The organism is Sphingomonas sp. ABOLE (assembly GCF_003950455.1).
Lineage (GTDB): Bacteria > Pseudomonadota > Alphaproteobacteria > Sphingomonadales > Sphingomonadaceae > Sphingomonas > Sphingomonas trueperi.
Genome location: NZ_QQWY01000006.1, coordinates 76,864 through 99,473, shown reverse-complemented (window position 1 = coordinate 99,473; position 22,610 = coordinate 76,864). Strand labels below are relative to the sequence as shown.

Annotated in this window: 26 protein-coding genes; 15 read left to right on the top strand and 11 right to left on the bottom strand. The window is 66.9% G+C overall.

Annotated features, from left to right (window positions below; genetic code table 11):
* Nucleotides 1-55: 55 nt before the first annotated feature.
* From zwf to CA234_RS05650, 10 genes are all read left to right on the top strand, one after another.
* The gene (gene zwf, locus CA234_RS05690) at nt 56-1,516 is read left to right on the top strand and encodes a glucose-6-phosphate dehydrogenase (RefSeq protein ID WP_126001094.1); all 1,461 of its coding nucleotides are present in this window, start codon (nt 56-58) and stop codon (nt 1,514-1,516) included.
* Nucleotides 1,517-1,734: 218 nt separating this feature from the next.
* A complete protein-coding gene (pgl, locus tag CA234_RS05685) occupies nt 1,735-2,442 on the top strand; it encodes a 6-phosphogluconolactonase (protein ID WP_125977129.1) in 708 nt (235 codons plus the stop codon).
* Nucleotides 2,443-4,266: a phosphogluconate dehydratase gene (gene edd / locus CA234_RS05680; RefSeq protein WP_125977130.1), complete on the top strand. Its 1,824-nt coding sequence runs from the start codon at nt 2,443-2,445 to the stop codon at nt 4,264-4,266.
* 127 nt (nt 4,267-4,393) lie between these two features.
* The gene (gene glk, locus CA234_RS05675; protein ID WP_125977131.1) at nt 4,394-5,362 is read left to right on the top strand and encodes a glucokinase; all 969 of its coding nucleotides are present in this window, start codon (nt 4,394-4,396) and stop codon (nt 5,360-5,362) included.
* A 29-nt stretch (nt 5,363-5,391) separates the two neighbouring features.
* Nucleotides 5,392-5,976 carry a bifunctional 4-hydroxy-2-oxoglutarate aldolase/2-dehydro-3-deoxy-phosphogluconate aldolase gene (gene eda, locus CA234_RS05670; protein ID WP_126001126.1) on the top strand — a complete coding sequence of 195 codons (585 nt, stop codon included), beginning with the start codon at nt 5,392-5,394 and terminating at the stop codon, nt 5,974-5,976.
* Between the two features lie 119 nt (nt 5,977-6,095).
* Nucleotides 6,096-6,302, top strand: coding sequence for a ParD-like family protein (locus tag CA234_RS05665; protein WP_093295321.1), 207 nt, complete (start codon nt 6,096-6,098; stop codon nt 6,300-6,302).
* Between the two features lies 1 nt (nt 6,303).
* On the top strand, nt 6,304-7,071 hold the full coding sequence (gene map / locus CA234_RS05660; protein ID WP_126001093.1) for a type I methionyl aminopeptidase: 768 nt from the start codon (nt 6,304-6,306) through the stop codon (nt 7,069-7,071).
* A 113-nt stretch (nt 7,072-7,184) separates the two neighbouring features.
* Nucleotides 7,185-7,352: a hypothetical protein gene (locus CA234_RS24255; RefSeq protein ID WP_164521714.1), complete on the top strand. Its 168-nt coding sequence runs from the start codon at nt 7,185-7,187 to the stop codon at nt 7,350-7,352.
* Nucleotides 7,352-7,648, top strand: a complete 297-nt coding sequence (locus CA234_RS05655) for an antitoxin Xre/MbcA/ParS toxin-binding domain-containing protein (RefSeq protein ID WP_125977134.1) — start codon at nt 7,352-7,354, stop codon at nt 7,646-7,648. The genes CA234_RS24255 and CA234_RS05655 overlap by 1 nt, the downstream gene beginning before the upstream one ends.
* Before the next feature lie 9 nt (nt 7,649-7,657).
* Nucleotides 7,658-7,837 (top strand): hypothetical protein, encoded by a 180-nt coding sequence (locus tag CA234_RS05650; RefSeq protein ID WP_010543827.1) that lies wholly within the window; start codon nt 7,658-7,660, stop codon nt 7,835-7,837.
* Nucleotides 7,838-7,855: 18 nt separating this feature from the next.
* Here the strand turns inward: CA234_RS05650 and CA234_RS05645 are convergent, their stop codons facing one another.
* Both CA234_RS05645 and CA234_RS05640 read right to left on the bottom strand, forming a co-directional pair.
* Nucleotides 7,856-8,539, bottom strand: coding sequence for a PEPxxWA-CTERM sorting domain-containing protein (locus tag CA234_RS05645; protein ID WP_125977135.1), 684 nt, complete (start codon nt 8,537-8,539; stop codon nt 7,856-7,858).
* Nucleotides 8,540-8,674: 135 nt separating this feature from the next.
* Nucleotides 8,675-9,145, bottom strand: coding sequence for a YaiI/YqxD family protein (locus CA234_RS05640; protein WP_126001092.1), 471 nt, complete (start codon nt 9,143-9,145; stop codon nt 8,675-8,677).
* Nucleotides 9,146-9,259: 114 nt separating this feature from the next.
* Here CA234_RS05640 and CA234_RS05635 point away from each other — a divergent pair, with 114 nt between their 5' ends.
* On the top strand, nt 9,260-9,706 hold the full coding sequence (locus tag CA234_RS05635; RefSeq protein WP_164521719.1) for a hypothetical protein: 447 nt from the start codon (nt 9,260-9,262) through the stop codon (nt 9,704-9,706).
* 36 nt (nt 9,707-9,742) lie between these two features.
* On the opposite strand, the gene CA234_RS05630 is transcribed toward CA234_RS05635, so the two are convergent.
* From CA234_RS05630 to fabD, 9 genes are all read right to left on the bottom strand, one after another.
* Nucleotides 9,743-11,320: an alginate export family protein gene (locus CA234_RS05630; RefSeq protein ID WP_241213260.1), complete on the bottom strand. Its 1,578-nt coding sequence runs from the start codon at nt 11,318-11,320 to the stop codon at nt 9,743-9,745.
* 153 nt (nt 11,321-11,473) lie between these two features.
* The gene (locus CA234_RS05625) at nt 11,474-13,255 is read right to left on the bottom strand and encodes a methyl-accepting chemotaxis protein (RefSeq protein WP_241213259.1); all 1,782 of its coding nucleotides are present in this window, start codon (nt 13,253-13,255) and stop codon (nt 11,474-11,476) included.
* A 267-nt stretch (nt 13,256-13,522) separates the two neighbouring features.
* The gene (locus CA234_RS05620) at nt 13,523-15,127 is read right to left on the bottom strand and encodes a peptidase S10 (protein ID WP_125977139.1); all 1,605 of its coding nucleotides are present in this window, start codon (nt 15,125-15,127) and stop codon (nt 13,523-13,525) included.
* A 78-nt stretch (nt 15,128-15,205) separates the two neighbouring features.
* Nucleotides 15,206-16,222, bottom strand: coding sequence for an endolytic transglycosylase MltG (mltG, locus tag CA234_RS05615; protein ID WP_126001089.1), 1,017 nt, complete (start codon nt 16,220-16,222; stop codon nt 15,206-15,208).
* A gap of 4 nt (nt 16,223-16,226) precedes the next feature.
* A complete protein-coding gene (fabF, locus tag CA234_RS05610; protein ID WP_125977141.1) occupies nt 16,227-17,486 on the bottom strand; it encodes a beta-ketoacyl-ACP synthase II in 1,260 nt (419 codons plus the stop codon).
* 135 nt (nt 17,487-17,621) lie between these two features.
* A complete protein-coding gene (locus CA234_RS05605) occupies nt 17,622-17,870 on the bottom strand; it encodes an acyl carrier protein (RefSeq protein WP_010543822.1) in 249 nt (82 codons plus the stop codon).
* 100 nt (nt 17,871-17,970) lie between these two features.
* Nucleotides 17,971-18,504 (bottom strand): hypothetical protein, encoded by a 534-nt coding sequence (locus tag CA234_RS05600; RefSeq protein WP_125977142.1) that lies wholly within the window; start codon nt 18,502-18,504, stop codon nt 17,971-17,973.
* A gap of 34 nt (nt 18,505-18,538) precedes the next feature.
* Nucleotides 18,539-19,279 (bottom strand): 3-oxoacyl-[acyl-carrier-protein] reductase, encoded by a 741-nt coding sequence (gene fabG / locus CA234_RS05595; RefSeq protein ID WP_126001088.1) that lies wholly within the window; start codon nt 19,277-19,279, stop codon nt 18,539-18,541.
* A gap of 13 nt (nt 19,280-19,292) precedes the next feature.
* Nucleotides 19,293-20,228 carry an ACP S-malonyltransferase gene (gene fabD / locus CA234_RS05590; RefSeq protein WP_126001087.1) on the bottom strand — a complete coding sequence of 312 codons (936 nt, stop codon included), beginning with the start codon at nt 20,226-20,228 and terminating at the stop codon, nt 19,293-19,295.
* A gap of 280 nt (nt 20,229-20,508) precedes the next feature.
* Between fabD and CA234_RS24750 the strand changes: the two genes are divergently transcribed.
* From CA234_RS24750 to rplI, 4 genes are all read left to right on the top strand, one after another.
* Complete coding sequence (locus CA234_RS24750; protein WP_241213258.1) at nt 20,509-21,102, top strand: PEPxxWA-CTERM sorting domain-containing protein; 594 nt, start codon at nt 20,509-20,511, stop codon at nt 21,100-21,102.
* Nucleotides 21,103-21,251: 149 nt separating this feature from the next.
* A complete protein-coding gene (gene rpsF, locus CA234_RS05580) occupies nt 21,252-21,626 on the top strand; it encodes a 30S ribosomal protein S6 (protein ID WP_125977145.1) in 375 nt (124 codons plus the stop codon).
* Nucleotides 21,627-21,640: 14 nt separating this feature from the next.
* Nucleotides 21,641-21,865, top strand: a complete 225-nt coding sequence (gene rpsR / locus CA234_RS05575; protein ID WP_010543816.1) for a 30S ribosomal protein S18 — start codon at nt 21,641-21,643, stop codon at nt 21,863-21,865.
* A gap of 11 nt (nt 21,866-21,876) precedes the next feature.
* Nucleotides 21,877-22,470, top strand: coding sequence for a 50S ribosomal protein L9 (gene rplI, locus CA234_RS05570; protein ID WP_125977146.1), 594 nt, complete (start codon nt 21,877-21,879; stop codon nt 22,468-22,470).
* Nucleotides 22,471-22,610 lie beyond the last annotated feature (140 nt).

The window sequence follows — 22,610 nt, the reverse complement described above, 5'->3', positions numbered from 1 at the left end:
GGCTTGATCTTTCGGCCGCATTGGTGTCTCGCGGGGCGAACCAATCGAGAGGGAAATGATGCAGCAGCCCGTCGGCAAATTGCTTCTGTTCGGTGCCACCGGTGATCTGGCGCAGCGCATGCTGCTCCCCTCGCTCTACGCGCTGCACGCCGATGGCCTGTTACCCGATGGCCTCACCATCACCGGCACCGCGCGCTCCGAGCATGACGACGAGGGCTATCGCGCCTTCGCCGCCAAGGCGCTCGACCAGTTCCTGCCCGCCGATCGGAAGGACGACAGCGCTGTCGCCGGCTTCCTCCAGCGCGTGCACTATCAGACGCTCGATGCCTCGCAGACCGAAGGCTATGCCGCGCTGAAGGAAAAGCTGGGCGACATCTCCGGCGGCCTCGCCATCTTCCTGTCGACCGCGCCCTGGTTGTTCGGCCCGACGATCAAGGGCCTCGAATCGGCGGGCCTCGCCGGCGAGAATGTCCGCATCAGTCTGGAGAAGCCGCTCGGCCGCGACCTCGCCTCCAGCCGCGAGATCAACGACATCGTCGCGGAGGCCTTTCCCGAGGAGCGCACCTTCCGGATCGATCACTATCTCGGCAAGGAGACGGTGCAGAACATCCTGGCGCTGCGCTTCGGCAACTCGCTGTTCGAGCCGGTGTGGAACGCCCGCGGCATCGACAGCGTGCAGATCACCGTCTCGGAGACGGTCGGCCTCGAAGGCCGCGCCGGCTTCTACGAGGATACCGGCGCGCTGCGCGACATGGTGCAGAACCACATGCTCCAGCTCGTCGCGCTGATCGCGATGGAGCCCCCTGCCCGCTTCGACGGCACCTCGATCCGCGACGAGAAGGTCAAGGTCCTGCGCTCGCTGCGCAAGATCCCGCCGGCCGAGGCGCCCAACCTGACCGTCGTCGGCCAATATGGCGGCGGCGCGGTGAAGGGGCAGATCGTGCGCGATTACGCCACCGATCTCGGCAAGGACTCGCGCACCGAGACCTTCGTCGCGATCAAGGCGCATGTCGACAATTGGCGCTGGCAGGGCGTGCCCTTCTATCTGCGTACCGGCAAGCGGCTCGCCGAGCGCCGCTCGGAAATCGTCATCCAGTTCAAGCCGGTGCCCCACTCGATCTTCGCCGAGCGCGGCGGCATGCTCCAGCCCAACGCGCTGGTCATCCGCCTCCAGCCGGAAGAATATGTCCAGCTGCTGGTGATGGCGAAGCAGCCGGGCCTCGACCGCGAGGGCTATCGCCTGCGCGAAGTGCCGCTCAACCTCAGCCTCGACGCCGAGTTCGCCGGCACCACCCGCCGCATCGCCTATGAGCGCCTGCTGCTCGACCTGATCGAGGGCGATCCCACGCTGTTCGTCCGTCGCGACGAAGTGGAAGCGCAGTGGGAATGGATCGACGCGATCCGCGCCGGCTGGGACGCCAACGATCTCAAGCCCAAGCCCTATGCCTCGGGCAGTTGGGGGCCCTCGCTCTCGATCGCGCTCACCGAGCGCGACGGGGTGCATTGGCACGAATGAACGGGGCAAGCGCCTTATCTACAGACGTCATCCCGGCGAAAGCCGGGATCCATTGCCCTCACCGTCTCGGCTCCATCCCCGGCGTCGCTGTAAAATGGATCCCGGCTTTCGCCGGGATGACGGTTGAAGGGCGAGCGAAACCGCGAGCCAAACCCTATATCGGACCCGCGCGGCGCCTGCGCCGCTGACCAGGTCCCACCGAAACCCAAGGAGCTTACATGACGACCGAAATCGAATGGTGGGACTATGACGACTCCGCCGAGATGGGCGACGCGCTCGCCGGCGACGTGCAGTTCATCATCGAAAGCGCGATCGATGCGCGCGGCGCCGCGGTCATCGCGCTCGCCGGCGGCCGCACTCCTGGCCCGATCTATGCCAAGCTGAGCAAGGCCAAGCTCGACTGGAAGCGCGTGACGATCATCCCCACCGACGATCGCATCGTACCGATGGGCGACCCGATGTCGAACGTCACCGGCCTCGCCAAGGTGTTCCTGCCGCTCGGCGCCCGCGTTATCCCGGTCGTCAGCGAGAAGGCCGACGACTACAAGGCCGCCGGCCGCGCGGCGGACGCACGCCTGCAGGATTTTCACTGGCCGCTCGACCTTTGCCTGCTCGGCATGGGCGCCGATGGCCACACCGCCTCGATCTTCCCCGGCCCCGATCTCGCCGAAGCGCTGACCGGCCCCAAGGAGCGCCGCGCGTTGGGCGTGATGCCCGATCCGCTGCCGCCCGAAGCCCCGGTCCCCCGCGTCTCGCTGTCGCTCGCCGCGATCGTCTCGGCCCGCGCACTGATGATCGCGATCACCGGCCAGGAGAAGAAGGACGTGCTGGAGCGCGCGATTGCCGAAGGCGCCGGCTCGACCCTGCCGATCGGCCGCGTGCTCGCCGAAACCGAACTGCCCGTCGACATCCACTGGAGCCTGTAAATGGCCACGCTGAACGCCGAAATCGCAGCCGTCACCGATCGGGTGATCGAGCGGTCCAAGGCGGGCCGCACCGCCTATCTCGACCTGATCCGCCGCGAGCGCGATTCGGGCAATGATCGGCCCAAGCTGGGCTGCGCCAACCTCGCCCACGCCTATGCCGGCACCGAGGAACAGCGCGACGCGCTGAAGACCGGCAACCGCATGAACATCGGCATCGTCACCTCGTACAACGACATGCTGTCGGCCCATGCGCCCTATTATCGCTATCCCGAGCAGATGAAGGTCTGGGCGATGGAAGCCGGTGCCACCGCGCAGGTGGCGGGCGGCGTGCCTGCGATGTGCGACGGCGTGACCCAGGGCTATCAGGGCATGGAGCTCTCGCTGTTCAGCCGCGACACCATCGCGATGGCGACGGCGGTGTCGCTCAGCCACCGCGTGTTCGAAGGCGCTGCGCTGCTCGGCATCTGCGACAAGATCGTGCCGGGCCTGCTGATGGGCGCGCTCCGCTTCGGCCACCTGCCGATGGTGCTGATCCCCGGCGGCCCGATGCGTTCGGGCCTGCCCAACAAGGAAAAGGCCGCGGTGCGCGAGCGCTATGCCGAGGGCAAGGCGACGCGCGAGGAGCTGCTCGAGTCCGAGATCGCCGCCTATCACGGCAAGGGCACCTGCACCTTCTACGGCACCGCCAACTCGAACCAGATGATGATGGAGGCGATGGGCCTCCACGTTCCCGGCTCGGCCTTCGCCAATCCGGGCACCAAGCTGCGCCAGGAGCTGACCCGCCACGCCGTCCACCGCCTCGCCGAGATCGGCTGGAACGGCGACGACTATCGCCCGATCGGCCATGTCGTTGACGAGCGCGCGATCGTGAACGCGGCGATCGTGCTGCTTGCCACCGGCGGCTCGACCAACCACCTGATCCACGTCCCCGCCTTCGCGCGCGCGGCCGGCATCACCATCGACTGGGAGGATTTCGATCGCCTCTCGCGCGTGGTGCCGCTGATGACCCGCGTCTATCCGAACGGTTCGGCCGACGTGAACCAGTTCGAGGATGCCGGCGGCCCGTCCTTCGTGATCAAGGAACTGCTCCGCGCCGGGCTGATGCACGGCGACGCGCTGACCATCGCCAAGGACGGGATGGCCGCCTATGGCCGCAAGCCCGACATTGCGGGCGACGCGCTGGTCTGGACCGAGCATGGCGCGACGAGCAACGACGAGAATATCGTCCGCACGGTCGAGACCGCCTTCTCCCCCGAGGGCGGCTTCCGCATCCTCAAGGGCAATATCGGCCGCGCCTGCATCAAGGTCTCGGCGGTCGAGCGCGAGCGCTGGATCATCGAGGCCCCGGCCCGCGTCTTCTCGGACCAGCTGGACGTGCTGGAGGCGTTCAAGGCCGGCGAACTGGAGCGCGACGTGATCGTCGTGGTCCGCTTCCAGGGTCCGCGCGCCAACGGCATGCCCGAGCTGCACAAGCTCACCCCCCAGCTGGGCGTGCTCCAAAATCGCGGCTTCAAGGTGGCGCTGGTCACCGACGGGCGCATGTCGGGTGCCAGCGGCAAGGTGCCGGCGGCGATCCACCTGTCGCCGGAGGCCCTGGGCGGCGGCCCGATCGGCAAGGTGCGCGACGGCGACATCCTCCGCCTCGATGCCGAGGCCGGCACGCTCGAAGCGCTGGTCCCGGCCGACGAGTGGGACGCGCGCGAGCATGCGGTCGCTCCGCCGCCGGCCGTCGGTACCGGCCGCGAGCTGTTCGCGATGATGCGCCACCACTGCGACGAAGCCGAGAAGGGCGCGTCGGCGATGCTGCACGAAGCCGGCCTGTAAGACTGTAACGCATGTAAATCATGCCCGGTACGACCGCGCGGACTTTACATCCGCGCGGCGGACGGGAAGAAGGACGGCCGCCCACTGGCAACGTTGACAGGGGCGCCAGAGAGAGGATCGAAATCGGATGGAAGTCGTCGCCGTCGACATCGGGGGGACCCACGCGCGCTTCGCAGTGGCGGAGGTGGCGGAAGGCCGCGTCGTCTCGCTCAGCGAGCCGATCACCCAGAAGGTGGCCGAACATCCCAGCCTGCAGCTCGCCTGGCGCGCCTTCGGCGAGAAGCTCGGCCGGCCGGTGCCAAAGGCCGCCGCGATCGCGGTCGCCTCGCCGATCAACGGCGATCTGATCAAGCTCACCAACAATCCCTGGATCATCCGCCCGCCGCTGATCCCGGATCGGCTGGGCGCCGATACCTGGACGATCGTCAACGATTTCGAGGCGATCGGCCATGCCGTCGCGCAGCTCGAGGACGAGGCGTTCCTCCATCTCTGCGGGCCCGATACGTCGCTGCCCGACAAGGGCTCGATCACCGTCTGCGGCCCGGGCACCGGCCTCGGTGTCGCGCAGGTGTTCCGCCACCGCGGCGGCTACGACATCATCGCGACCGAGGGCGGGCATAGCGACTTCGCCCCGCTCGACGCGATCGAGGACGCGCTGGTCAAGCGCCTCCGCCGCACCTATCAGCGCGTCTCGAAGGAACGCATCGTCGCCGGCCCGGCGATCGTCTCGATCTACGAGACGCTGGCCGATCTCGAAGGCGTGCCGGTCGCCCGTCTCGACGACAAGGCGATCTGGACGCTGGCGCTGGAGGGCAAGGACAGCCTGGCGGTGGCCGCGCTCGACCGCTTCTGCCTCAGCCTGGGTGCCGTCGCGGGCGACCTCGCGCTGGCGCATGGCCCGAAGGCCGTGGTGATCGCGGGCGGTCTGGGCTTGCGCCTGAAGGACCATCTGCTGCAATCGGGGTTCGGCGAGCGATTCGTCGCCAAGGGGCGCTTCCGCTCCCTGATGGCGACGATCCCCGTCAAGCTGATCACCCATCCCCAGCCGGGCCTGTACGGCGCAGCCGCCGCCTTCGCCCAGGAGCATGCACAGTGAGCGACACCCGCCTTTCGATCGAAGCCATCATGCGCACCGCGCCGGTCATCCCGGTGCTGGTGATCGACGACGCCGCCAAGGCGCGTCCGCTCGCCGAGGCGCTGGTGAAGGGCGGCCTGCGCGTGCTCGAAGTGACGATGCGCACCCCGGCGGCACTCGAAGCGATCCGCGAGATGAAGAAGGTGCCGGGCGCGATCGTCGGCGCCGGTACCGTCGTCAACACCCAGCAGTTCGAGCAGGTCATGAAGGAGGACGCCGAGTTCATCGTCTCGCCCGGCCTCACCGATCGCCTGGGCGACGCGATCGCGCGCAGCGGTGTGCCGTACCTGCCGGGCATCGCCAATGCCGGCGATCTGATGCGCGGCATGGATCTGGGCCTCAGCCACTTCAAGTTCTTCCCGGCCGAAACTTCGGGCGGGCTCAAGGCGCTCAAGGCGCTTGCAGCACCCTTCTACCAGGCGAAGTTCTGCCCCACCGGCGGCATCAGCCTGGCGAGCGCGCCGGAATGGCTGGCGTTCGATCCGGTGCTTTGCGTCGGCGGCAGCTGGATCGCCAGCGGCTCGCTGGAAGAGGTCGAAGCCAAGGCCCGCGAGGCGGCGGCGCTGCCGCGCTGACATTTCGCATCTAAGCCCCTCCTCCCCTGAAGGGGAGGGGCTTGCAGTCCTACCCCCCTTGCCCCTCCCCAATATACGAACCATATACGCTCCGTACGTTCACCTCTACCGGAGCACTCATGGGCATCGTGAAAATCGCCGACGACCTCCACGAGGAGGCCCGCCGCGCCAGCGCGGTGATGTGCCGCTCGATCAACGCCCAGGCGGAGTACTGGATGAAGATCGGCATGCTCGCCGAGGCGAATCCCACCCTGCCCTTTAACGAGATCGTCCGCCGCCAGCTTGCCGAGGCGCAGGTCGGCGCCGCCGCGCTCGAGGCCGCCTGAGATGGTCAAGACTCCGGAAGAGCTCGACTTGATGCGCGAGGCGGGCCGGCTGCTCGCCCAGGTGTTCGAGATGCTCGATCGCACGCCCCTCGCCGGCATGTCGACGCTCGAGATCGACACGCTGGTCGAACGCTACATCACCGACGAACTCCACGCCCGCCCCGCCAGCAAGGGGCAATATGGCTATGGCTTCGTGCTCAACTGCTCGATCAACCATGTCGTCTGCCACGGCGTGCCCGATGCCGGCACGATCGTGCAGGACGGCGACATCATCAACCTCGACATCACGCTGGAAAAACACGGCTTCATCGCCGACTCGAGCAAGACCTACATGGTCGGCACCGTTTCGCCCCAGGCGAAGCGGCTGGTCAAGGTGACGCAGGAGGCGCTGTGGAAGGGCATCGCCCAGGTCCGCCCGGGCGCGACGCTGGGCGACATCGGCGCGGCGATCGAGCGCCACGCCAAGCAGCACGGCTATGCCATCGTGCGCGACTATTGCGGCCACGGTATCGGCCGCGAGATGCACGAGGAACCCTCGGTCCTCCATTTCGGCCGTCCCGGCACCGGCATGAAGCTGCGCGAGGGCATGACCTTCACGATCGAGCCGATGCTCAACCAGGGCACCCGAAAGGTGACCACGCTCGACGACGGCTGGACGGTGGTGACCAACGACCGCAAGCTCTCCGCGCAGTTCGAGCATACCGTGGCAGTGACGGCCACGGGCGTGGAAGTGCTGACGCTGCGCGAGGGCGAACGCGCGCTGGCCTAATCGCCACGGTTGCGAAACGGCCCGGCGATCCCCACTTACATGCTATCGTCGGCTTCCCCTCCCGTAAGCGCCGGCGGCTGGGTCCATCATGTTCTCGCTTGCGCAGCTCGGATATGCCGATGGATCTCGCCTATCTCCTTTCCCGCCACCAGAACGCCCTGACCCGCGCCGGCACCGCCGCGTGCATATCCTCGCGTGCGGCGCATCGCGCGTTCGCCGCTGGCTATGCCGAGCGCATCGCCGCCTATCGACAGGCCCATGCCATGACGGTCGCCGCCTGATGGGCGCGATCACCAAGGTCGCGGTGGGCGCGACGTCGGACGAGCTCGATCGCAAGCGCTTCCGCGGCACCACCAAGACCAAGCTGGCGCCCGAGGTCATCGCGCGCCAGTCGCGGGTAGCGCTGCTCGCCTTCCAGGCGCTCCCCGATCGCGAGACCGCGCGGCTGTTCCTCAACAGCGAGGACGAGGCGCTCGGCGGCCGCCCGATCGACGTGGCGAGCGCGAGCGAGGCGGGCGCAGAACGCGTCGCCGCGATGTTGCGCGCCCGGATGGCACCGGCCGCCAAGATCGATTAAGCCCGCGCCATGGCCGAACGCTTCGAACGACACCGCCAGCCCTGGCGCCCCGACGAGCTGCAAAAGCTCCACACCCTCGCCAAGAAGGGCATGCCGCTGCGCGCCATCGCCAAGGCGCTCACCCGCAGCGAGGAATCGGTGAAGGAACGCGCCAAGCTCGACGGGCTGTCGATCGCCAAGCTGCACTGAGCCGGGCAGGTCGCCCGCTTAGGCGCAGGTGACCGAAGTCCGCCGCCGCCGGGCGCGGAGCGCGCCGCCCATCAGCCCGAAGCCGCCGAGCATCAGCGCCCATGCCGCCGGCTCGGGTACCGGGCTGGCGGTCAGGCGCGCGCCGACGGTGAAGGGGCCCACGCCGGCATAGGCGGCGTTGATCGCATCGACGCCGGCCTGGTTCAGCTCGATCGTATAGCCCGCGGCCCCGGCGCTCACGGTGATCTTGCCGAGTACCGCGCCCGAGCCGAGATCGTCGAAAATGCCCTCGGCACCATTATATTGCTGCAGCCCGACGATCGAGCTGGTCACGTCGTACAGCGTCAGCTCGAGCGGCCGCCCGGTCGCATTGCCATAGCCGTCGACGAGCGCGTTGCCGATGGTCAGCGATGCACTGGTCACCGGTCCCGTCGGGAAGAAGCTGAAGAAGGAGCGATACTCCGTCGTCGAGCCCCAGCTGGTCACGCTGCCGGTGAAGTAATTGGTCCAAGCGTTATAGTGCGTGCCGTTGCTGTCGAACCAGCCGGTCTGGAAGGCATTGATGCTGCCGGCCCCGTTCACCGTAAGCTTGACCGAGCCGCTGGGCGAATTGTTGAAGAGGTAGAAGTCCGCCGCGAGGGCGGGCGTGGTGCCAACGGCGGCAAGCAGCAACGCTGCGCTCGCCAGAACTCGACTTTGCATCGCAAGACCTCCCCGGAATGCATCCCCATGCATTGATAGTTAACGGTGGGTTATCCCAAACCATGGTGGAGTCAAGACAAGCGATTCCGTCGCTGTCCCGTAATTGATCAACAGCTTAGCCGGCTATATTCCAGATCATCCGGCAGCGGCGCGCTTCGCTCGCACCAGCGCCGCATCGAGCGCGGACAGGAAGCGCGAGCGGTCTCCCTTGCCGAAGGGCGGCGGCCCGCCGATGCGATCGCCGCCGGCGCGCAGATCGGCCATGATCGCGCGCACCGCCACCGCGCTGCCGATCGAACTGGTCGTGAAAGGCTTGCCGTTGGGCGCGAGCACCGCCGCCGCGCCGGCCTTGAGGCAGCGATCGGCGAGCAGGATATCCGCGGTGATCACCACCGAACCGGCATCGGCGTGGTCGGCGATCCAGTCATCGGCGGCGTCGAACCCGTCGTTCACCACCACGCGGGTGAGCAGCGGGTGCTGCGGAATGCGCAAATGGGCGTTGCTCACGATCGTCACCGGCACCTCCATCCGCCAGGCGACCTTGTAGATTTCCTCCTTCACCGGGCAGGCATCGGCATCGACGAGGATATGGGGCGTGATCGGCATGGCCCCCCCTGCCACAGCCGCTCCCGAAACGCGACCTCCCCGCCGCTTGCAAAAAGAACAAATGAGAAACAAATCGCTTTCCTACAGATGCGATCCATGCCTATCCTCGGCCCCATGCAGCCCGAAGACGACGATCCCTTCGACTTCGCGCCGGTCGCCACCAGCCCGCGCGTCGATGGCTGGAGCGCCGAGCGGCAGCGCGCCTTCATCGCCGAGCTCGCCAGCCATGGCGGCGTCGCCGCGGCGGCGCGCGCGGTGGGGATGACGCCGCAGAGCGCGCGGCGGCTGCGCACCCGCCCCGATGCGGCCGGCTTCGTCCGCGCCTGGGATGCGGCGGTCGACCAGGGCCGGCTGATGGCGCTCGATCTGGCGATGAAGATCGCCCGCGAAGGGCGACTGGTGCCGATCACGCGGCGCGGCAAGATCATCGGGCATCGCCGCCGCTTCGACAGTCGGCTGCTGTTCGCCGCCTGCTATGGCGAGCCGATGCAGCGCTACGAACGCGAAGCGCGGGCGGCGCTGGAACCAGCCCCGCCCGCGTCGCGGCCGGGATCGCGCTGATGTCGATTTCCCGGAACTTTCGGAACTTTTGCGGCCTCAGAAACGCAAGCTGATCCAGCCGGCGAGGAAATGCGATCCCTTCGATCCCACTGCCTTGAGCACCGCGCCGGGCTCGAAATATTCGTAGCGGCCGATCACCGAGACGCGCGGGCTGACCTTCCAGGTCGCCTGCAGCCGCGCCGCGTCGCCGACATGCGCGCCCTTCACCAGCTGGGTGCCCGCATAGGCGGTGCCGGCGCCGCGATAAACGGCGTCGGTCGCGTCGACACGCAGGCTGTGCTGCAGCTCGGCGGTGAGGTCGAGCGACGTGCTCGGCGAAATGGTGACGTTCGGCGAGACCTGGAACAGATTGCTCAGGCCAAGCACCAGCTGGTAGCTATAGGCGATCGATCCGGCGGTGATCACCCGCGTGTTGCGGATCGTGCCGCTGCCATAGGCGCCGCCGCCGCTCCCGTAATCGAAGTGAATGCCGGGCTTGGGCTTCAGCCCCTTCTTGCTCAGGCTGTAGGTCTGCGCCGCCTGGAGGAACCAGGCATCGATCGGCCGGCCGGCAAGGTCGCCGCCCTGGTGGTTGACCAGCCAGTCGAAGGTCAGCTTGCCCATGCTGCCCCAAAGGCGGGCGCCGTAATAATGGCGGATTTCGACCCCGCTGGTCTTGCCCCACTTCAACATGTCGTTGCGCTCGCGCCAGAAGAAGGGATCGAAGAAGATCTTGCGCTTGGCCTGGTTGGCGAGGACGACGCCGAAGGTGACGCCCGAGAATCGCGTACCGTCGTCGATCCGGTCGTCGCCGCTGCCGCCCAGGCCGAGCGTGGTCTGCTTGAAATCGAACAGATCGGCGCGGAACTGCGCGAACGACACCCAGGCACGGCCGCCGTTGAGCTCCGTGTGCATCGAGTTGTCGTCCTTCACCGAGATCAGCCCCGGCGCACCGTCGGTGAACTCCTGCCGGCCATAGCGCACCCCGGCACTGACGCCCGGCAGCACGGTGCCGCTCAGCTCGACGAAATATTGCTGGGCGAACAGGTCGTTGCGCGATTTGCCCGCCGGCGTGCCGATATTGTACCCGGACAGCCCGCCATGAGCGAGCTCGCCATAGGCGCGCAGCGGGCCGACATGCACGTCCGCGCCGGCGAAGATGCGCAGCAGCTGCTCCTCGCGATGCGGCCCCTTGGAGAGCCCGGGCTGCGATACGAGCTGCTCGCGCAGCCGGATCTCACCCGACAGCGTGACATAGGCCAGGCCATCCCCGGCGATCGGCAGATATTTCAGCCGATCGAGCGGATCGTCGCGCTTCTTGGGATTGCGCATGCCGCGCCAGTCCTCGGCCCAGCGCGAGGTGTTGTAGCCGCCCAGCTTGATGCCGAACCCGTCGGCCTGCGACGGATAGGTGAAGGTGGCCGGGGAGGAAGGCGCGCGCGGCGTCACCGCCTCGGCGGGGGGCGTCGACTTCTGCGGCGGGATGCTCTGCTGCGGCCCGTCCTGGGGCACTTCGGCGATCACCAGCAGTGCGGCGGGTTCGATCGCCGCTTCGGTCTGGGCGAATGCGGGCGCGGCGCCGAGCGAGAGGCCGATCGTGGCGACCAGGGGCAGGAACAATTGGGAACGCGACATGGGAAAATCCGTGCTGGCACGGCGCCGCAATGCCTCGTCCCTGTCCCTGTGAACGGGGCAATGCTGCGCCTCGGGAGGGCGGCGGGCCGCCCCCGGATATCGGGTCTTGCGAAGGTGGCGGGCGGTGCCGTCGCGGCACTGCCCGCCGGGCAATCAGAAGCTCGCCCACTCCTCGGCACCGGCCATGGCCGGTGCCGCGCGGGGTGCCGCTGCCGGAGCCGGACGGGGCGCGGCGGATGCCGAGCGCGCCCGCGCACGTACCGGCGCTGCGTTGCCGATCTTGAACCGCGCCGCCTGCTGGGTGAGGCCGCTCACCTCGCCGGCCAGGTTGCGGGCGGCAGCGGAGGTCTGCTCCACCATCGCCGCGTTCTGCTGGGTCGAATGGTCCATCACACCGACCGCCGTGGCGATCTCGCTGATCGCCGAGGACTGGGCGCGATTGTCGATGGCGACCACCTCGATGAACTCGTGCACCTGGCTGACGCTGCTGGTGATGTTGGCGAGCGCCGCATCGACCTTCTTCACCGAGTCCACCGCGACGACGATGTCGGCCTGGGTAGTGGTGAGCTGTTCGCGGGCACGGCGGGCCTCTTCTTCCGCGCGCATCGCCAACGCCGAGACGAGGTCGGCGACGACGGCAAAGCCACGGCCCGCCTCGCCTGCCCGACCGGCCTCGACGGCGGCGTTCATCGCAAGGACGCGGGTCTGGAAGGCGATCTTGTCGACGCCCTCGATCACGGTGTCGATGCCGCGCGCGCTTTCGGACACCCGCTCCATTGCCGCCGTTGCATCGGTGGCGGTGGTACGGCCGGAGTCGACGATGCCGATCGCTTCCTGGGTGAAGCCCACCGTCTTGTCGGCCGCGTCGGCGCTCGACTTGAGGCGATCGTTCATCTGCTGGAGCGCGGCCGAGGTCTGCTCGAGGCTGGCGGCGTTGCTTTCGGTGCGGCGGGCGAGATCGTCCGACGCCGCCGAGATCTCGGTCGAGCCGGTCTCGATGCTGCGCGAGGCCTCGGACAGCACGCCGATCAGCTCGCGGAGATTCTCCAGCGCGGTGTTGAAGTTGTCGCGGAGGCTGCCGTACGCTGGCGGTACCTGGGTGGTGATCGCGCTCGTCAGGTCGCCCTCGGACATGGCGTGGAGCTTTTCCGAGAGCAGCTGGACGATCGCCTGCTGGTCGGCGTCCGCGGCGGCCTTGGCGGCCTCGGCATGGACCTTGGCCTCGGCATTCTGGCGGAACACCTCCAGCGCCCCTGCCATCGCGCCGATCTCGTCCTTGCGGCCCGAGCCCGGGATCGCCGCGGCCGTGTCGCCGCCGGCCAGGCTGCGCATCCGGGCGGTGATGGCGCCGAGCGGCAGCGTGATCGAGCGACTGACGAAGAGGACGGCGACGACCAGCACCAGCACGATCACCAGCGCTGCCATGGCGAGCTTGATCTCGGCATCCTGCACCGCTGCCTGGATTTCCTCGTCGAACACGCCGGTCGCGACCACCCAGCCCCAGGGCTTGAAGGCGCGGACGTACGAGATCTTGGACTTGATGCCCTTCCCGCCCGGCAGTTCATATTCGTACGATACGACGCCGGCGCCCTGCTCGGCAGCGACCTTCACCATCTCGCGGAAATGATGGGCGCCCGCGGCATCGGTGCTGTCATAGGCCGACTTGCCGACCTTCTCCGGCTTCACCGGGTGCATCACCATCATGTGATTGGTGTCGAGAATGAAGAAATAGTCGCTCGCGCCGAAGCGCATCGAACCGATCACCTTCTTGGCGGCGGCCTGGGCGTCCGCCTGCCGCATCCGGCCGGCGCGCTGCTCGGCTTCGTAATAGTCCAGCTGGCTATAGGCGATGTCCACCGCCTGCTTGGTTCGTTCTTGAAAACTCTTGGTGAGCGAGCTGTCGAGCTGGTTGATCGACAGAAGAATGACCAGCACCAGGCCGACCAGCGACCCCGCGCCTATGATAAATAACCGGTTACCAATGCTGATATCATTCAAAAAGCGCACCACGACCTCCGGATATGTCCATTCCGGATTGTTATAGAGCGATGCAGTTCGAGAGATTCTTTTTCGTATGACTTATTTCGCATTCGCAGCAAAACGAATCGAAACGTTTTCAAATGCTAACAACAGTCGAACTGGACCTTCCGGAATTATGCGGAGGTGGAGGAGCGCCCAGCTGGCACTCCTCCTTGTCCAGCGTCAGTTCTGGGCCGCCTTGGCGGCGGGCCGAGCCGGCGGCTGGGCGGAGGCGGCAGTGCGCAGCGCCTCGTCATACCAGGCCGCGAGGTCGCGGTGCATCTGCGGCATGGTCGTGGGGTTGAGGTAGACCATGTGGCCCGCGTCATAATAGGTGAAGCGGATGTTCTTCTGCAGCTGCGCATCGAGCAGCATGTGGCTGACGTCGAACTCCGCGCCGTAGAACGGGGTGGCGAAGTCGTAATAGCCGTTCATGAAGAGCACCTTCAGATACGGATTGGTCCGCATCGTATAGGCCAGGTCGACGGCACTGTCCGGGGCGAGATGGGTGCCGCTGCCGTCGGGCGCGCGGTGCTTCCAGTCCCAGTCGAAGCCGGGGCCGCGCGCCGTCATGCGATAGGGCATGTCGGTCTTGTAGCCGAGCACGCGCGTCGCATAGTCCTGGAAGGTGGCGACGAAGGCGCCGGTGACCGCGGTCGAGGCCGGATCGTCGCTCGGGCTGTCGGCATTGGCGTCGGTCATGTTGAGCAGGTAGCGCGAGTCCAGCCGGCCGACGGCAAGGCGACGATCGCGCAGCAGCTCGGTCTGGAAGCGCGGCAGGGTCAGGCGCAGGTCGGCGCGCAGGATGTAAGCCTCGCTGATGCCGGTGTATTCGGACATCTTCCTGGCCACCGCCGCCTTCTCCTCGGCCGAGATGGCCGAGCCCTTGGCGAGCGCCGCGGCATAGGGTCCGCTGGTGAAGGCGCGAACCTCGGCGAGGAAGGTCGGCAGGTCCGCGGGGCGGTTCTGCAGCCGGTTATGATACCAGGCCGTCGCCGCCATGGTCGGGAACAGGGTGAGGAAATTCTGGTCGTAGCCGGGCTGGCGAACACCATAGTTCATGATCGTCGAGAACTGGACCATCCCGTTGAGGCTCAGCCCCGCATCCTCCAGCTTGGCCGCGACCACCGGGTTGCGCAGCGTGCCATAGCTTTCGCCGAACAGGAACTTCGGCGAAGGCCAGCGATCGAACTTGCTGGTGTAGCGCAGGATCGCGCGGGCAAAGCCGTCGGCATCCTGGTCGACGCCCCAGAAATCCTTGCCGGTCTTGTCCCCCAGCGGCCGCGACCAGCCGGCGCCGAGCGCGTCGATGAAGACGAGGTCGCTCTTGTCGATCAGCGAATCCGGATTGGGGCCGAAGCCATAGGGTGCCGGGCGGATATATTCGGGATTGGCGGTGGTGACGCGGACCGGCGCGAAGCTGCCCATGTGCAACCAGATCGTCGGCGATCCCGGCCCGCCATTGTAGAAGAAGGTCACCGGCCGCTGCTCGCGCGCCGCTCCGTCACGGGTGTACGCGGTGTAGAAATAGGAGGCGGTGGGCTTGCCGTCATCGTCGCGGATGGTGAGCGTGCCGGCGGTGGCGGTATAGGCGATCCGCTGGCCGCCGACGGTGACGGCGCCATGGCTGACCGCCGTCGTTTCCTCCACCGAAGGCTTGGCCCAGGCGGCCTCGGCCTCGGCCTTCATCTGCTCGCGGTGGTCCGGGCCCTTTGCCGCCGGCTTGTCCTGCGCCCAAGCCGGGCTGGTGGTGGCGAGCAACAGGCACAGAAAGGCAGCACGACGCATTCAAATCCCCCTATGTTCTTGGATCAGGGAGACTTTGTTACATGGCTGCGCCGTCGAGACAAGCGCGCGAAAGTCGCGTTACATTTCCCCGCGCGCACGGCGAATGGCGTACCACTTCGCCACGTTCGCCTGGTGCTGTTCATAGGTCTCGGCGAAGACATGACCGCCGGTGCCGTCGGCCACGAAGTACAGCGCCTTGGACTGCGCCGGGTGCAGCACCGCGTCGATCGAGGCGCGCCCCGGATTGGCGATCGGGCCCTCGGGCAGGCCGCGCATCGCATAGGTGTTGTAACCGTTCTTCGCGCGCAGCTCCGACTGGAGAATGCGACGGCCGAGCGGCTTGCCCTTGGTGATCGGGTAGATGATCGTCGGATCGGCCTGGAGCGGCATGCCCGCCTTCAGTCGATTGGCATAGACCGCAGCCACCGTGGTGCGCTCGGCCGGCTTGGCCGTTTCCTTCTCGACGATCGAGGCGAGGATGATCGCCTCGCGCGGCGTCGTCACCACGAGCGCCTTGTCACGCTTGGCCCACGCCTTGGCGAGATAGTCGGTCATTGCCTTCTGCATCCGCGCCAGCACCGCCGCACGCGGTTCGTCGCGCACATAGGCATAGCTGTCGGGCAGCACCGAGCCCTCTTCTGGCGTCTTGGCGGTGCCGGTGAGCGCGGGCGCCTTGGCCAGCGCCTCGGCGACGAGGATCGAGGGCATTCCCTCGGGCACCGTCACCAGCCGCTGCAGCGTCTTGCCATCCTGCAGCATCGCGAGGATCTGGCGCGCGCTGCTCCGCGGCGCGATGCGATATTCGCCGGCGCGTATCGTGCCATTGCCGCCGAACGCCTTGGCGAAGGTCAGAAAGATCGGGCGCGACGTGATCGCCCCCGCCTTTTCCAGCTGCCGGGCGGCGCGGGAGAGTGTCGCGCCCTCGGGCACGACGACGCTCAGTTCCTGCGTTGCCGGCCCCGGCCCTGCCCAAAGGAACCAGCCCCCGCCAAAGGCCGCGACCAGCAGCAGCGCGGCGACGAGAAGGACGCGCGGCCCCCGGCTCCTGCGTGCGAGCGCACGCCTGGCGGGTCGAGGTCGCGCGTTCTTCGCCATCGGATCAGAGCGCCTTCATCACCAAGCTGGCATTGGTGCCGCCGAAGCCGAACGAGTTGTTCAGCACGGCCTTCACCTTCCGCTGCTTGGCGACGTGCGGCACGAGATCGATGCCCACGCAATTGTCGCTCGGATTGTCGAGGTTGAGCGTCGGCGGCACGATCTGGTCGCGCAGCGCAAGAATGCAGAAGATGCTTTCCACCGCACCGGCACCGCCGAGCAGGTGGCCGATCGCCGACTTGGTCGAGCTCATCGACGCGCCGCCGATGTCGTCACCGAACAGGCGACGCACCGCGCCCAGTTCGAGCTCGTCGCCCATCGGCGTCGAGGTGCCGTGCGCGTTGATGTAATCGATGTCGCCGAGCGCAAGGCCCGACTTGCGCATCGCCATCTGCATCGAACGGAACGCGCCCGAGCCTTCCGGATGCGGCGCGGTCACGTGATAGGCGTCGCCCGACAGGCCATAGCCGACGACTTCGGCGTAGATCTTCGCCCCGCGGCGCTTGGCATGCTCATATTCCTCGAGCACGACAACGCCCGCGCCTTCGCCCATGACGAAGCCGTCGCGGTCCTTGTCCCAGGGGCGGCTTGCCTTGGTGGGATCGTCGCGGAATCCGGTGGAGAGCGCACGCGCCTGGCCGAAGCCGGCGATGCCGATCGGGCACACGGTGCTTTCCGCGCCGCCGGCGAGCATGATGTCGGCATCGTCCATCGCGATCATCCGCGCGGCGTCGCCGATCGAGTGGGCGCCGGTCGAGCAGGCGGTGACCACCGCGTGGTTCGGACCCATCAGCCCATACTTGATCGAGACCTGGCCGGAGATCAGGTTGATCAGGCGGCCATGAACGAAGTGCGGCGAAACCCGCTTCGGGCCCTTCTCGGCGAGGACGAGCGATTCGCTCTCGATACCCGGCAGGCCACCGATGCCCGAACCGATCGAGCAGCCGGCGCGGAAGCGCATCTCTTCGGGCATGTCGGTGAGGCCGGCATCCTCGATCGCCTGGCCGGCGGCATCGATGCCGAAGACGATGAACGGATCGACCTGGCGCTGAATCTTGTGGTCGACGCGCTTGCCGGCATCGAAGCCATATTCATGATCGGCCGGCTTCACTTCGCAGGCATAGTTGCTCTGGAAATCCGTCGCGTCGAACTTGGTGATCGTGCCCGCGCCGGACTTGCTGGCGAGGATGTTCTTCCAGGCGGTTTCGACATCGGCCCCCAGCGGGGTGACGAGGCCCAGGCCGGTCACGACTACGCGGCGCATGGCAGTTCTCCAGTCAATTTCTGTTCGGTTCGTTCGTAATACAAAACGGCTCCCCGTCCGCATCGCCAAAGGCACGGGACGGGAAGCCGCCTAGTCGCAATTCCTGCCCATCGGGCCGGGAGCGCGTTTCGAGCGTCAGCCCTGCTGATGCTCGGAGATGTAGGCAACGGCGTCGCCGACGGTGCTGATCTTCTCCGCGGCGTCGTCCGGGATCTCGACCCCGAATTCTTCCTCGAAGGCCATCACCAGCTCGACGATGTCGAGGCTGTCCGCGCCGAGGTCATCGGTGAAGCTCGCGGTCGGCACCACGTCCTTGGCGTCGACGCCGAGATGGTCGACAACGAGCGCCTGCACGCGGGTGGTGATCTCTTCCTGGTTGGCCATGGTCCCTGTTTTCCTTTGTGATGGGGCTCTGAATCCGTTTTCCCGCACCTAGAATGCCGCCGGGGCGGTTGCAAGAGGGTGCCGCAAGGGCCCGCTCCCGTTATCGGGAAAAGTCGGCTGAAGCATATTCCAGCGTGTTGAGAAACGCAAAATATTGCGCGAGCAGTTCCGCATTGGCGCGGGTCTGTTGCGCTTCATCGGTAACGGCGGCGCGGATCAGGTCCTGCGTCGCCTTGGGGGTCAGCGGCTTGCGGCGCACCTCTTCGGGCAGTGCGGCGAACTGCTGGTCGAGCGTCGCGGGGTCGAAGCCCTTCGCCTGGACCACGCGCTTCGCCACCGGCAGGCCCACTTCCGCCAATGCATAGACGCCGGAGGCAGTGGCTGCCGCGCCGCTCCACCCGCGCTCATTGGCGCAGGCGGTGGTAGCGTCGTTGAGCCCGCGGGTGACCGCCGCCGAATAGCGCGGCCGCTGACCGGGCGTTCCCAGGTTCCGCTCGACATCGGCGGCCAGCTGCGCCTTCACCGCCGCGTCGAGCTTCTGCCCGACGCAGACAATCGAGGTGGGATCGGCCGGCGCCGCGAAGGCCGGGGCTGCGGTGGCAAGTGCAAGTGCTGCAGCAACAATCAAACGCATCGTCTTCCTACTCCACGCCCCCCGGCTGCTCGGCTCAGAGCATCGCCATCCCGCCGTTCACATGCAAGGTCTGGCCGGTGATATAGGCCGCTTCCTTGCTGGCGAGATAGACGACCGCCGCACCGATATCTTCGCCCTCGCCCAGCTTTCCGGCAGGAATGCGGCCGAGCAGCGCCTCTTTCTGCGCATCCGGCAAAACGTCCGTCATCGCCGACCGGATGAAGCCCGGCGCGACGCAGTTGACAGTGATGTTGCGGCTCGCGAGTTCCTGCGCCAGCGCCTTGGACATGCCGACCAGGCCGGCCTTGGACGCGGCATAGTTGGCCTGGCCCGGATTGCCGGTTGCACCGACGACCGAGGTGATCGAGATCATGCGGCCGAAGCGCGCCTTCATCATCGGCTTGGCGGCGGCGCGCATCAGGCGGAACGCGGCTTCCAGATTGACCTGGATCACCTGCTCCCACTCCTCGTCCTTCATCCGCATCGCAAGATTGTCGCGGGTAACGCCGGCATTGTTGACGAGGATGTCGAGCTTGCCACCCAGCGCTTCCACCGCCTGTGGTACCAGCGCATCTACCGCCGGGCGATCGGAGAGGTTGCAGGTCAACGCGACATGCTCGCCGCCCAGGCCGGCGCGGAAGGCTTCCAGCTTCTCGGCATTGGAACCCGACACCGCGAGCTTGGCGCCTTGTGCCGCGAGCGCCTTGGCGATCGCCGAACCGATGCCGCCCGATGCGCCCGTGACGAGCGCGGTCATTCCCGTAAGATCGAACATTTCCCGTATCTCCTCAGAGCGCCTTCACGAGCGCTTCAATGTCATCCATCGACACCACGCTGGTCACGCCGGCATCCGGAGTGATGCGCTTGACCATGCCGCCGAGCACCTTGCCGCCCAGCTCGACGAAATCATGCACGCCCGCATCGAACATCGCCGAAACCGATTCGCGCCAGCGGACCATGCCGGTCACCTGCTCGACGAGCAGAGTGCGGATCGTCGCCGGGTCGGCGACCAGGGCCGCAGTTACGTTGGCATAGACCGGCACCAGCGGCGCCTGGATCGCCACCTCGGCGAGCGCGGCGGCCATCGCGTCGGCGGCGGGCTGCATCAGCGGGCAGTGGAACGGCGCCGAGACCGGCAGCAGCAGCGCGCGCTTGGCGCCGTGGTCCTTGGCGATGGCCACCGCGCGCTCGATCGCGGCGCGGGCGCCCGAAATCACCACCTGGGTGGGATCATTGTCGTTGGCGACGGTGCACACCTCACCCTCGGCCGCGGCATCGGCGATCGCCTGCGCCTTGACGAGATCGGCCCCGAGCAGCGCCGCCATCGCCCCCTCGCCCACCGGCACCGCCGACTGCATCGCATCGCCGCGCTTCCGCAGCAGCTTCGCGGTCGTGGACAGGTCGAGCGCGCCGGCGGCGCACAGCGCGGTATATTCGCCGAGCGAATGGCCCGCGACGCAATCGGCCTTGTCGGCCAGGCGGATGCCGCCTTCCTTCTCGAGCACGCGCAGCACAGCGATGGCGTTGGCCATGATCGCCGGCTGGGCGTTGGCGGTGAGCGTCAGGTCGCCTTCGGGGCCCTCGCTCATCAACTTGAAGAGGTTCTGGCCCAGCGCCTCGTCGACTTCCTGGAACACTTCGCGCGCGGCGGGGCTCGCATCGGCCAAGGCCTTGCCCATGCCGACGGCCTGGCTGCCCTGGCCGGGGAAAAGAAACGCGCGCATAACTATGTCTCCTGCGGAAGCGCCGTGAATGGGCGAGCGCGTTACGGCGAGACATGGGGCGGACGCAAGCCTGCCGCTCGGCTACACCCGCCACAAAGTCGATGCCGAGCAGCATCCAACCGACAAGTCGACCCTTCACCCCATCAGCCCATCGACTGTAGCGATCTGGGGCAGTTGCCCGCTTTTGGCACGATTAACCAAAGTCCTTATCGTTGTTACAGTTACACGTCAGCCGTACCGTCCTCTCAAGTTCACTGATGCAGTAGCGGGAGGATTTGAAATGAAGATGAAGACGATGCTGGCCGGCGCGGCCGCCCTGATCGCGGCAGCACCTTGCGCCGCAAATGCCTCGATCATCGTTCCTGGAAAGTGCTCGTCGGTCGCGGCCTCGAGCGGATGCCTGTTTCTGGGCAATATCAACGGCAACGACAACGTCTTCAATCCGAACAGCTACAAGCAGGCGGAGCTCGTCTACAACGTCTACAACAATTTCGTCCCGAGCGCGCAGCCGAACATCACGCTCAACTATCTGTTCGACACCAGCAGCACGTCGGGCCTGATCACCGGCGCAGGCACCTCGTCGGGCACCTGGGCGACGCCGGGCTATGTGATCGACTATATGGCGGTGAAGGCCGGCAATTATTTCTCGCTCTACAAGGTCGCGGATCTGAGCAGCGGCAGCTGGAGCACGATGGACATCCCGCACGGCAAGAATGCCAAGGACCTGTCGCACATCGCCTTCTTCGGCTCCGCGGCAGTGGCGGGCGTGCCCGAGCCGGCGACCTGGGGCATGATGATCGCCGGTGTCGGCATGGCCGGGGGTGCCCTGCGCCGCCGCCGCGCCCGCCAGCAGCTGCGCGTCGCCGCCGCCTGATTGCGCTTGCATCCGCCCCCGCATTTGCGTAAGGGCGACCGATCGGAGCGGAGCAGCAATGCGTCCGCTCCGTTTGCTTTATCGAGACGACAGCCGGAGGGGCGACCGCATGGGGCGGCGTCAGCGATCGGCCAACAGGAAGAGAACGAATGGCTCTGTACGAGCATGTGTTCCTTGCGCGCCAGGATCTGGCACAGGCGCAAGTGGACGCGCTGGCGGAAACCGCCACCAAGATCGTCGAAGACAACAACGGCAAGGTCGTCAAGACCGAGACCTGGGGTCTTCGCAGCCTCGCCTATCGTATCGCCAAGAACCGCAAGGCGCACTACGTGATGCTCGAGATCGACGCACCGGCCGGCGTGGTCGCCGAACTGGAGCGCCAGACGCAGATCAACGAAGACGTGATCCGCTACATGACCGTCAAGGTTGACGGCCATGAGCAGGGCCCCTCGGTGATGATGCGCAAGGGCGACCGCGAGCGTCGCGGCCGTCGTGACCGCGATGGCAACTTCGAAGGCGAATAAGGAGCGTATAGACCATGGCACGACCCTTTTTCCGCCGCCGCAAGAGCTGCCCCTTCTCCGCGAAGGATGCGCCCCGGATCGACTATAAGGACGTCCGCCTGCTGCAGGGCTTCGTCTCCGAGCGCGGCAAGATCGTCCCCTCGCGCATCACTTCGGTGAGCGCGAAGAAGCAGCGCGAGCTGGCCCAGGCCATCAAGCGCGCCCGTCACCTGGGCCTGCTGCCCTACATCGTCAAGTAAGGAGCGGATCCATGGAAGTCATTCTGCTGGAGCGCGTTGAGAAGCTCGGCCACATCGGCGACGTGGTGAAGGTGAAGGACGGCTTTGCCCGTAACTTCCTCCTGCCGCGCAAGAAGGCGCTCCGCGCCAACGAAGCCAACCGCAAGGTCTTCGAAGCCAATCGCGAGCGCATCGAAGCCGAGAACGCGACCCGTCGCGTCGAGGCCGAGAAGGAATCGAAGACGCTCGAAGGCGTTTCGGTGACCCTGATCCGCCAGGCGTCGAACACCGGCCAGCTGTACGGCTCGGTCGCGGTGCGCGACCTGGTCGACGTGCTGACCGCCGACGGCCACAAGGTCAACAAGGCGCAGATCGTGCTCGACCGTCCGATCAAGGCGATCGGCGTGTACGAAGTGCGCGTCGCGCTGCACCCGGAAGTCGCGGTGACCATCAAGGTCAACGTCGCACGTTCGCCGGAAGAAGCCGAGATGCAGGCGCAGGGCGTCGACGTCACGGCGGCGATGTTCGAGCGCGAAGAGACCGGCTTCACCGAGGATTATGATCCCAACGCCGAGCCGGGCGAGATCGCGACCGAAGCCCCCGCTGCGGAAGACGCGCAGGGCTGAGTCGAGCGACTCTACCAACAAGGCAGGGGCCGTACCGAGCAATCGGTGCGGCCCTTTCCTTTTGGGCGAATGGAAACATGCCACACCTGTCCTGAAATCGGCTGGCGATGCCAAAGGCTGCCCCTCGATGCCTCTAGTGT

Coding starts and splice junctions, on each gene's coding strand:
- rpsR (WP_010543816.1), top strand. CDS start 21,641: ATGGCACGACCCTTTTTCCGCCGCCGCAAGAGCTGCCCCTTCTCCGCG.
- pgl (WP_125977129.1), top strand. CDS start 1,735: ATGACGACCGAAATCGAATGGTGGGACTATGACGACTCCGCCGAGATG.
- CA234_RS05635 (WP_164521719.1), top strand. CDS start 9,260: ATGCAGCCCGAAGACGACGATCCCTTCGACTTCGCGCCGGTCGCCACC.
- edd (WP_125977130.1), top strand. CDS start 2,443: ATGGCCACGCTGAACGCCGAAATCGCAGCCGTCACCGATCGGGTGATC.
- eda (WP_126001126.1), top strand. CDS start 5,392: ATGCGCACCGCGCCGGTCATCCCGGTGCTGGTGATCGACGACGCCGCC.
- CA234_RS05605 (WP_010543822.1), bottom strand. CDS start 17,870: ATGGCCAACCAGGAAGAGATCACCACCCGCGTGCAGGCGCTCGTTGTC.
- rplI (WP_125977146.1), top strand. CDS start 21,877: ATGGAAGTCATTCTGCTGGAGCGCGTTGAGAAGCTCGGCCACATCGGC.
- CA234_RS05645 (WP_125977135.1), bottom strand. CDS start 8,539: ATGCAAAGTCGAGTTCTGGCGAGCGCAGCGTTGCTGCTTGCCGCCGTT.
- mltG (WP_126001089.1), bottom strand. CDS start 16,222: ATGGCGAAGAACGCGCGACCTCGACCCGCCAGGCGTGCGCTCGCACGC.
- rpsF (WP_125977145.1), top strand. CDS start 21,252: ATGGCTCTGTACGAGCATGTGTTCCTTGCGCGCCAGGATCTGGCACAG.
- CA234_RS05650 (WP_010543827.1), top strand. CDS start 7,658: ATGGCCGAACGCTTCGAACGACACCGCCAGCCCTGGCGCCCCGACGAG.
- zwf (WP_126001094.1), top strand. CDS start 56: ATGATGCAGCAGCCCGTCGGCAAATTGCTTCTGTTCGGTGCCACCGGT.
- glk (WP_125977131.1), top strand. CDS start 4,394: ATGGAAGTCGTCGCCGTCGACATCGGGGGGACCCACGCGCGCTTCGCA.
- CA234_RS05665 (WP_093295321.1), top strand. CDS start 6,096: ATGGGCATCGTGAAAATCGCCGACGACCTCCACGAGGAGGCCCGCCGC.
- fabF (WP_125977141.1), bottom strand. CDS start 17,486: ATGCGCCGCGTAGTCGTGACCGGCCTGGGCCTCGTCACCCCGCTGGGG.
- CA234_RS05600 (WP_125977142.1), bottom strand. CDS start 18,504: ATGCGTTTGATTGTTGCTGCAGCACTTGCACTTGCCACCGCAGCCCCG.
- fabD (WP_126001087.1), bottom strand. CDS start 20,228: ATGCGCGCGTTTCTTTTCCCCGGCCAGGGCAGCCAGGCCGTCGGCATG.
- CA234_RS24750 (WP_241213258.1), top strand. CDS start 20,509: ATGAAGATGAAGACGATGCTGGCCGGCGCGGCCGCCCTGATCGCGGCA.
- CA234_RS24255 (WP_164521714.1), top strand. CDS start 7,185: ATGCCGATGGATCTCGCCTATCTCCTTTCCCGCCACCAGAACGCCCTG.
- CA234_RS05655 (WP_125977134.1), top strand. CDS start 7,352: ATGGGCGCGATCACCAAGGTCGCGGTGGGCGCGACGTCGGACGAGCTC.
- CA234_RS05620 (WP_125977139.1), bottom strand. CDS start 15,127: ATGCGTCGTGCTGCCTTTCTGTGCCTGTTGCTCGCCACCACCAGCCCG.
- CA234_RS05640 (WP_126001092.1), bottom strand. CDS start 9,145: ATGCCGATCACGCCCCATATCCTCGTCGATGCCGATGCCTGCCCGGTG.
- map (WP_126001093.1), top strand. CDS start 6,304: ATGGTCAAGACTCCGGAAGAGCTCGACTTGATGCGCGAGGCGGGCCGG.
- fabG (WP_126001088.1), bottom strand. CDS start 19,279: ATGTTCGATCTTACGGGAATGACCGCGCTCGTCACGGGCGCATCGGGC.
- CA234_RS05630 (WP_241213260.1), bottom strand. CDS start 11,320: ATGTCGCGTTCCCAATTGTTCCTGCCCCTGGTCGCCACGATCGGCCTC.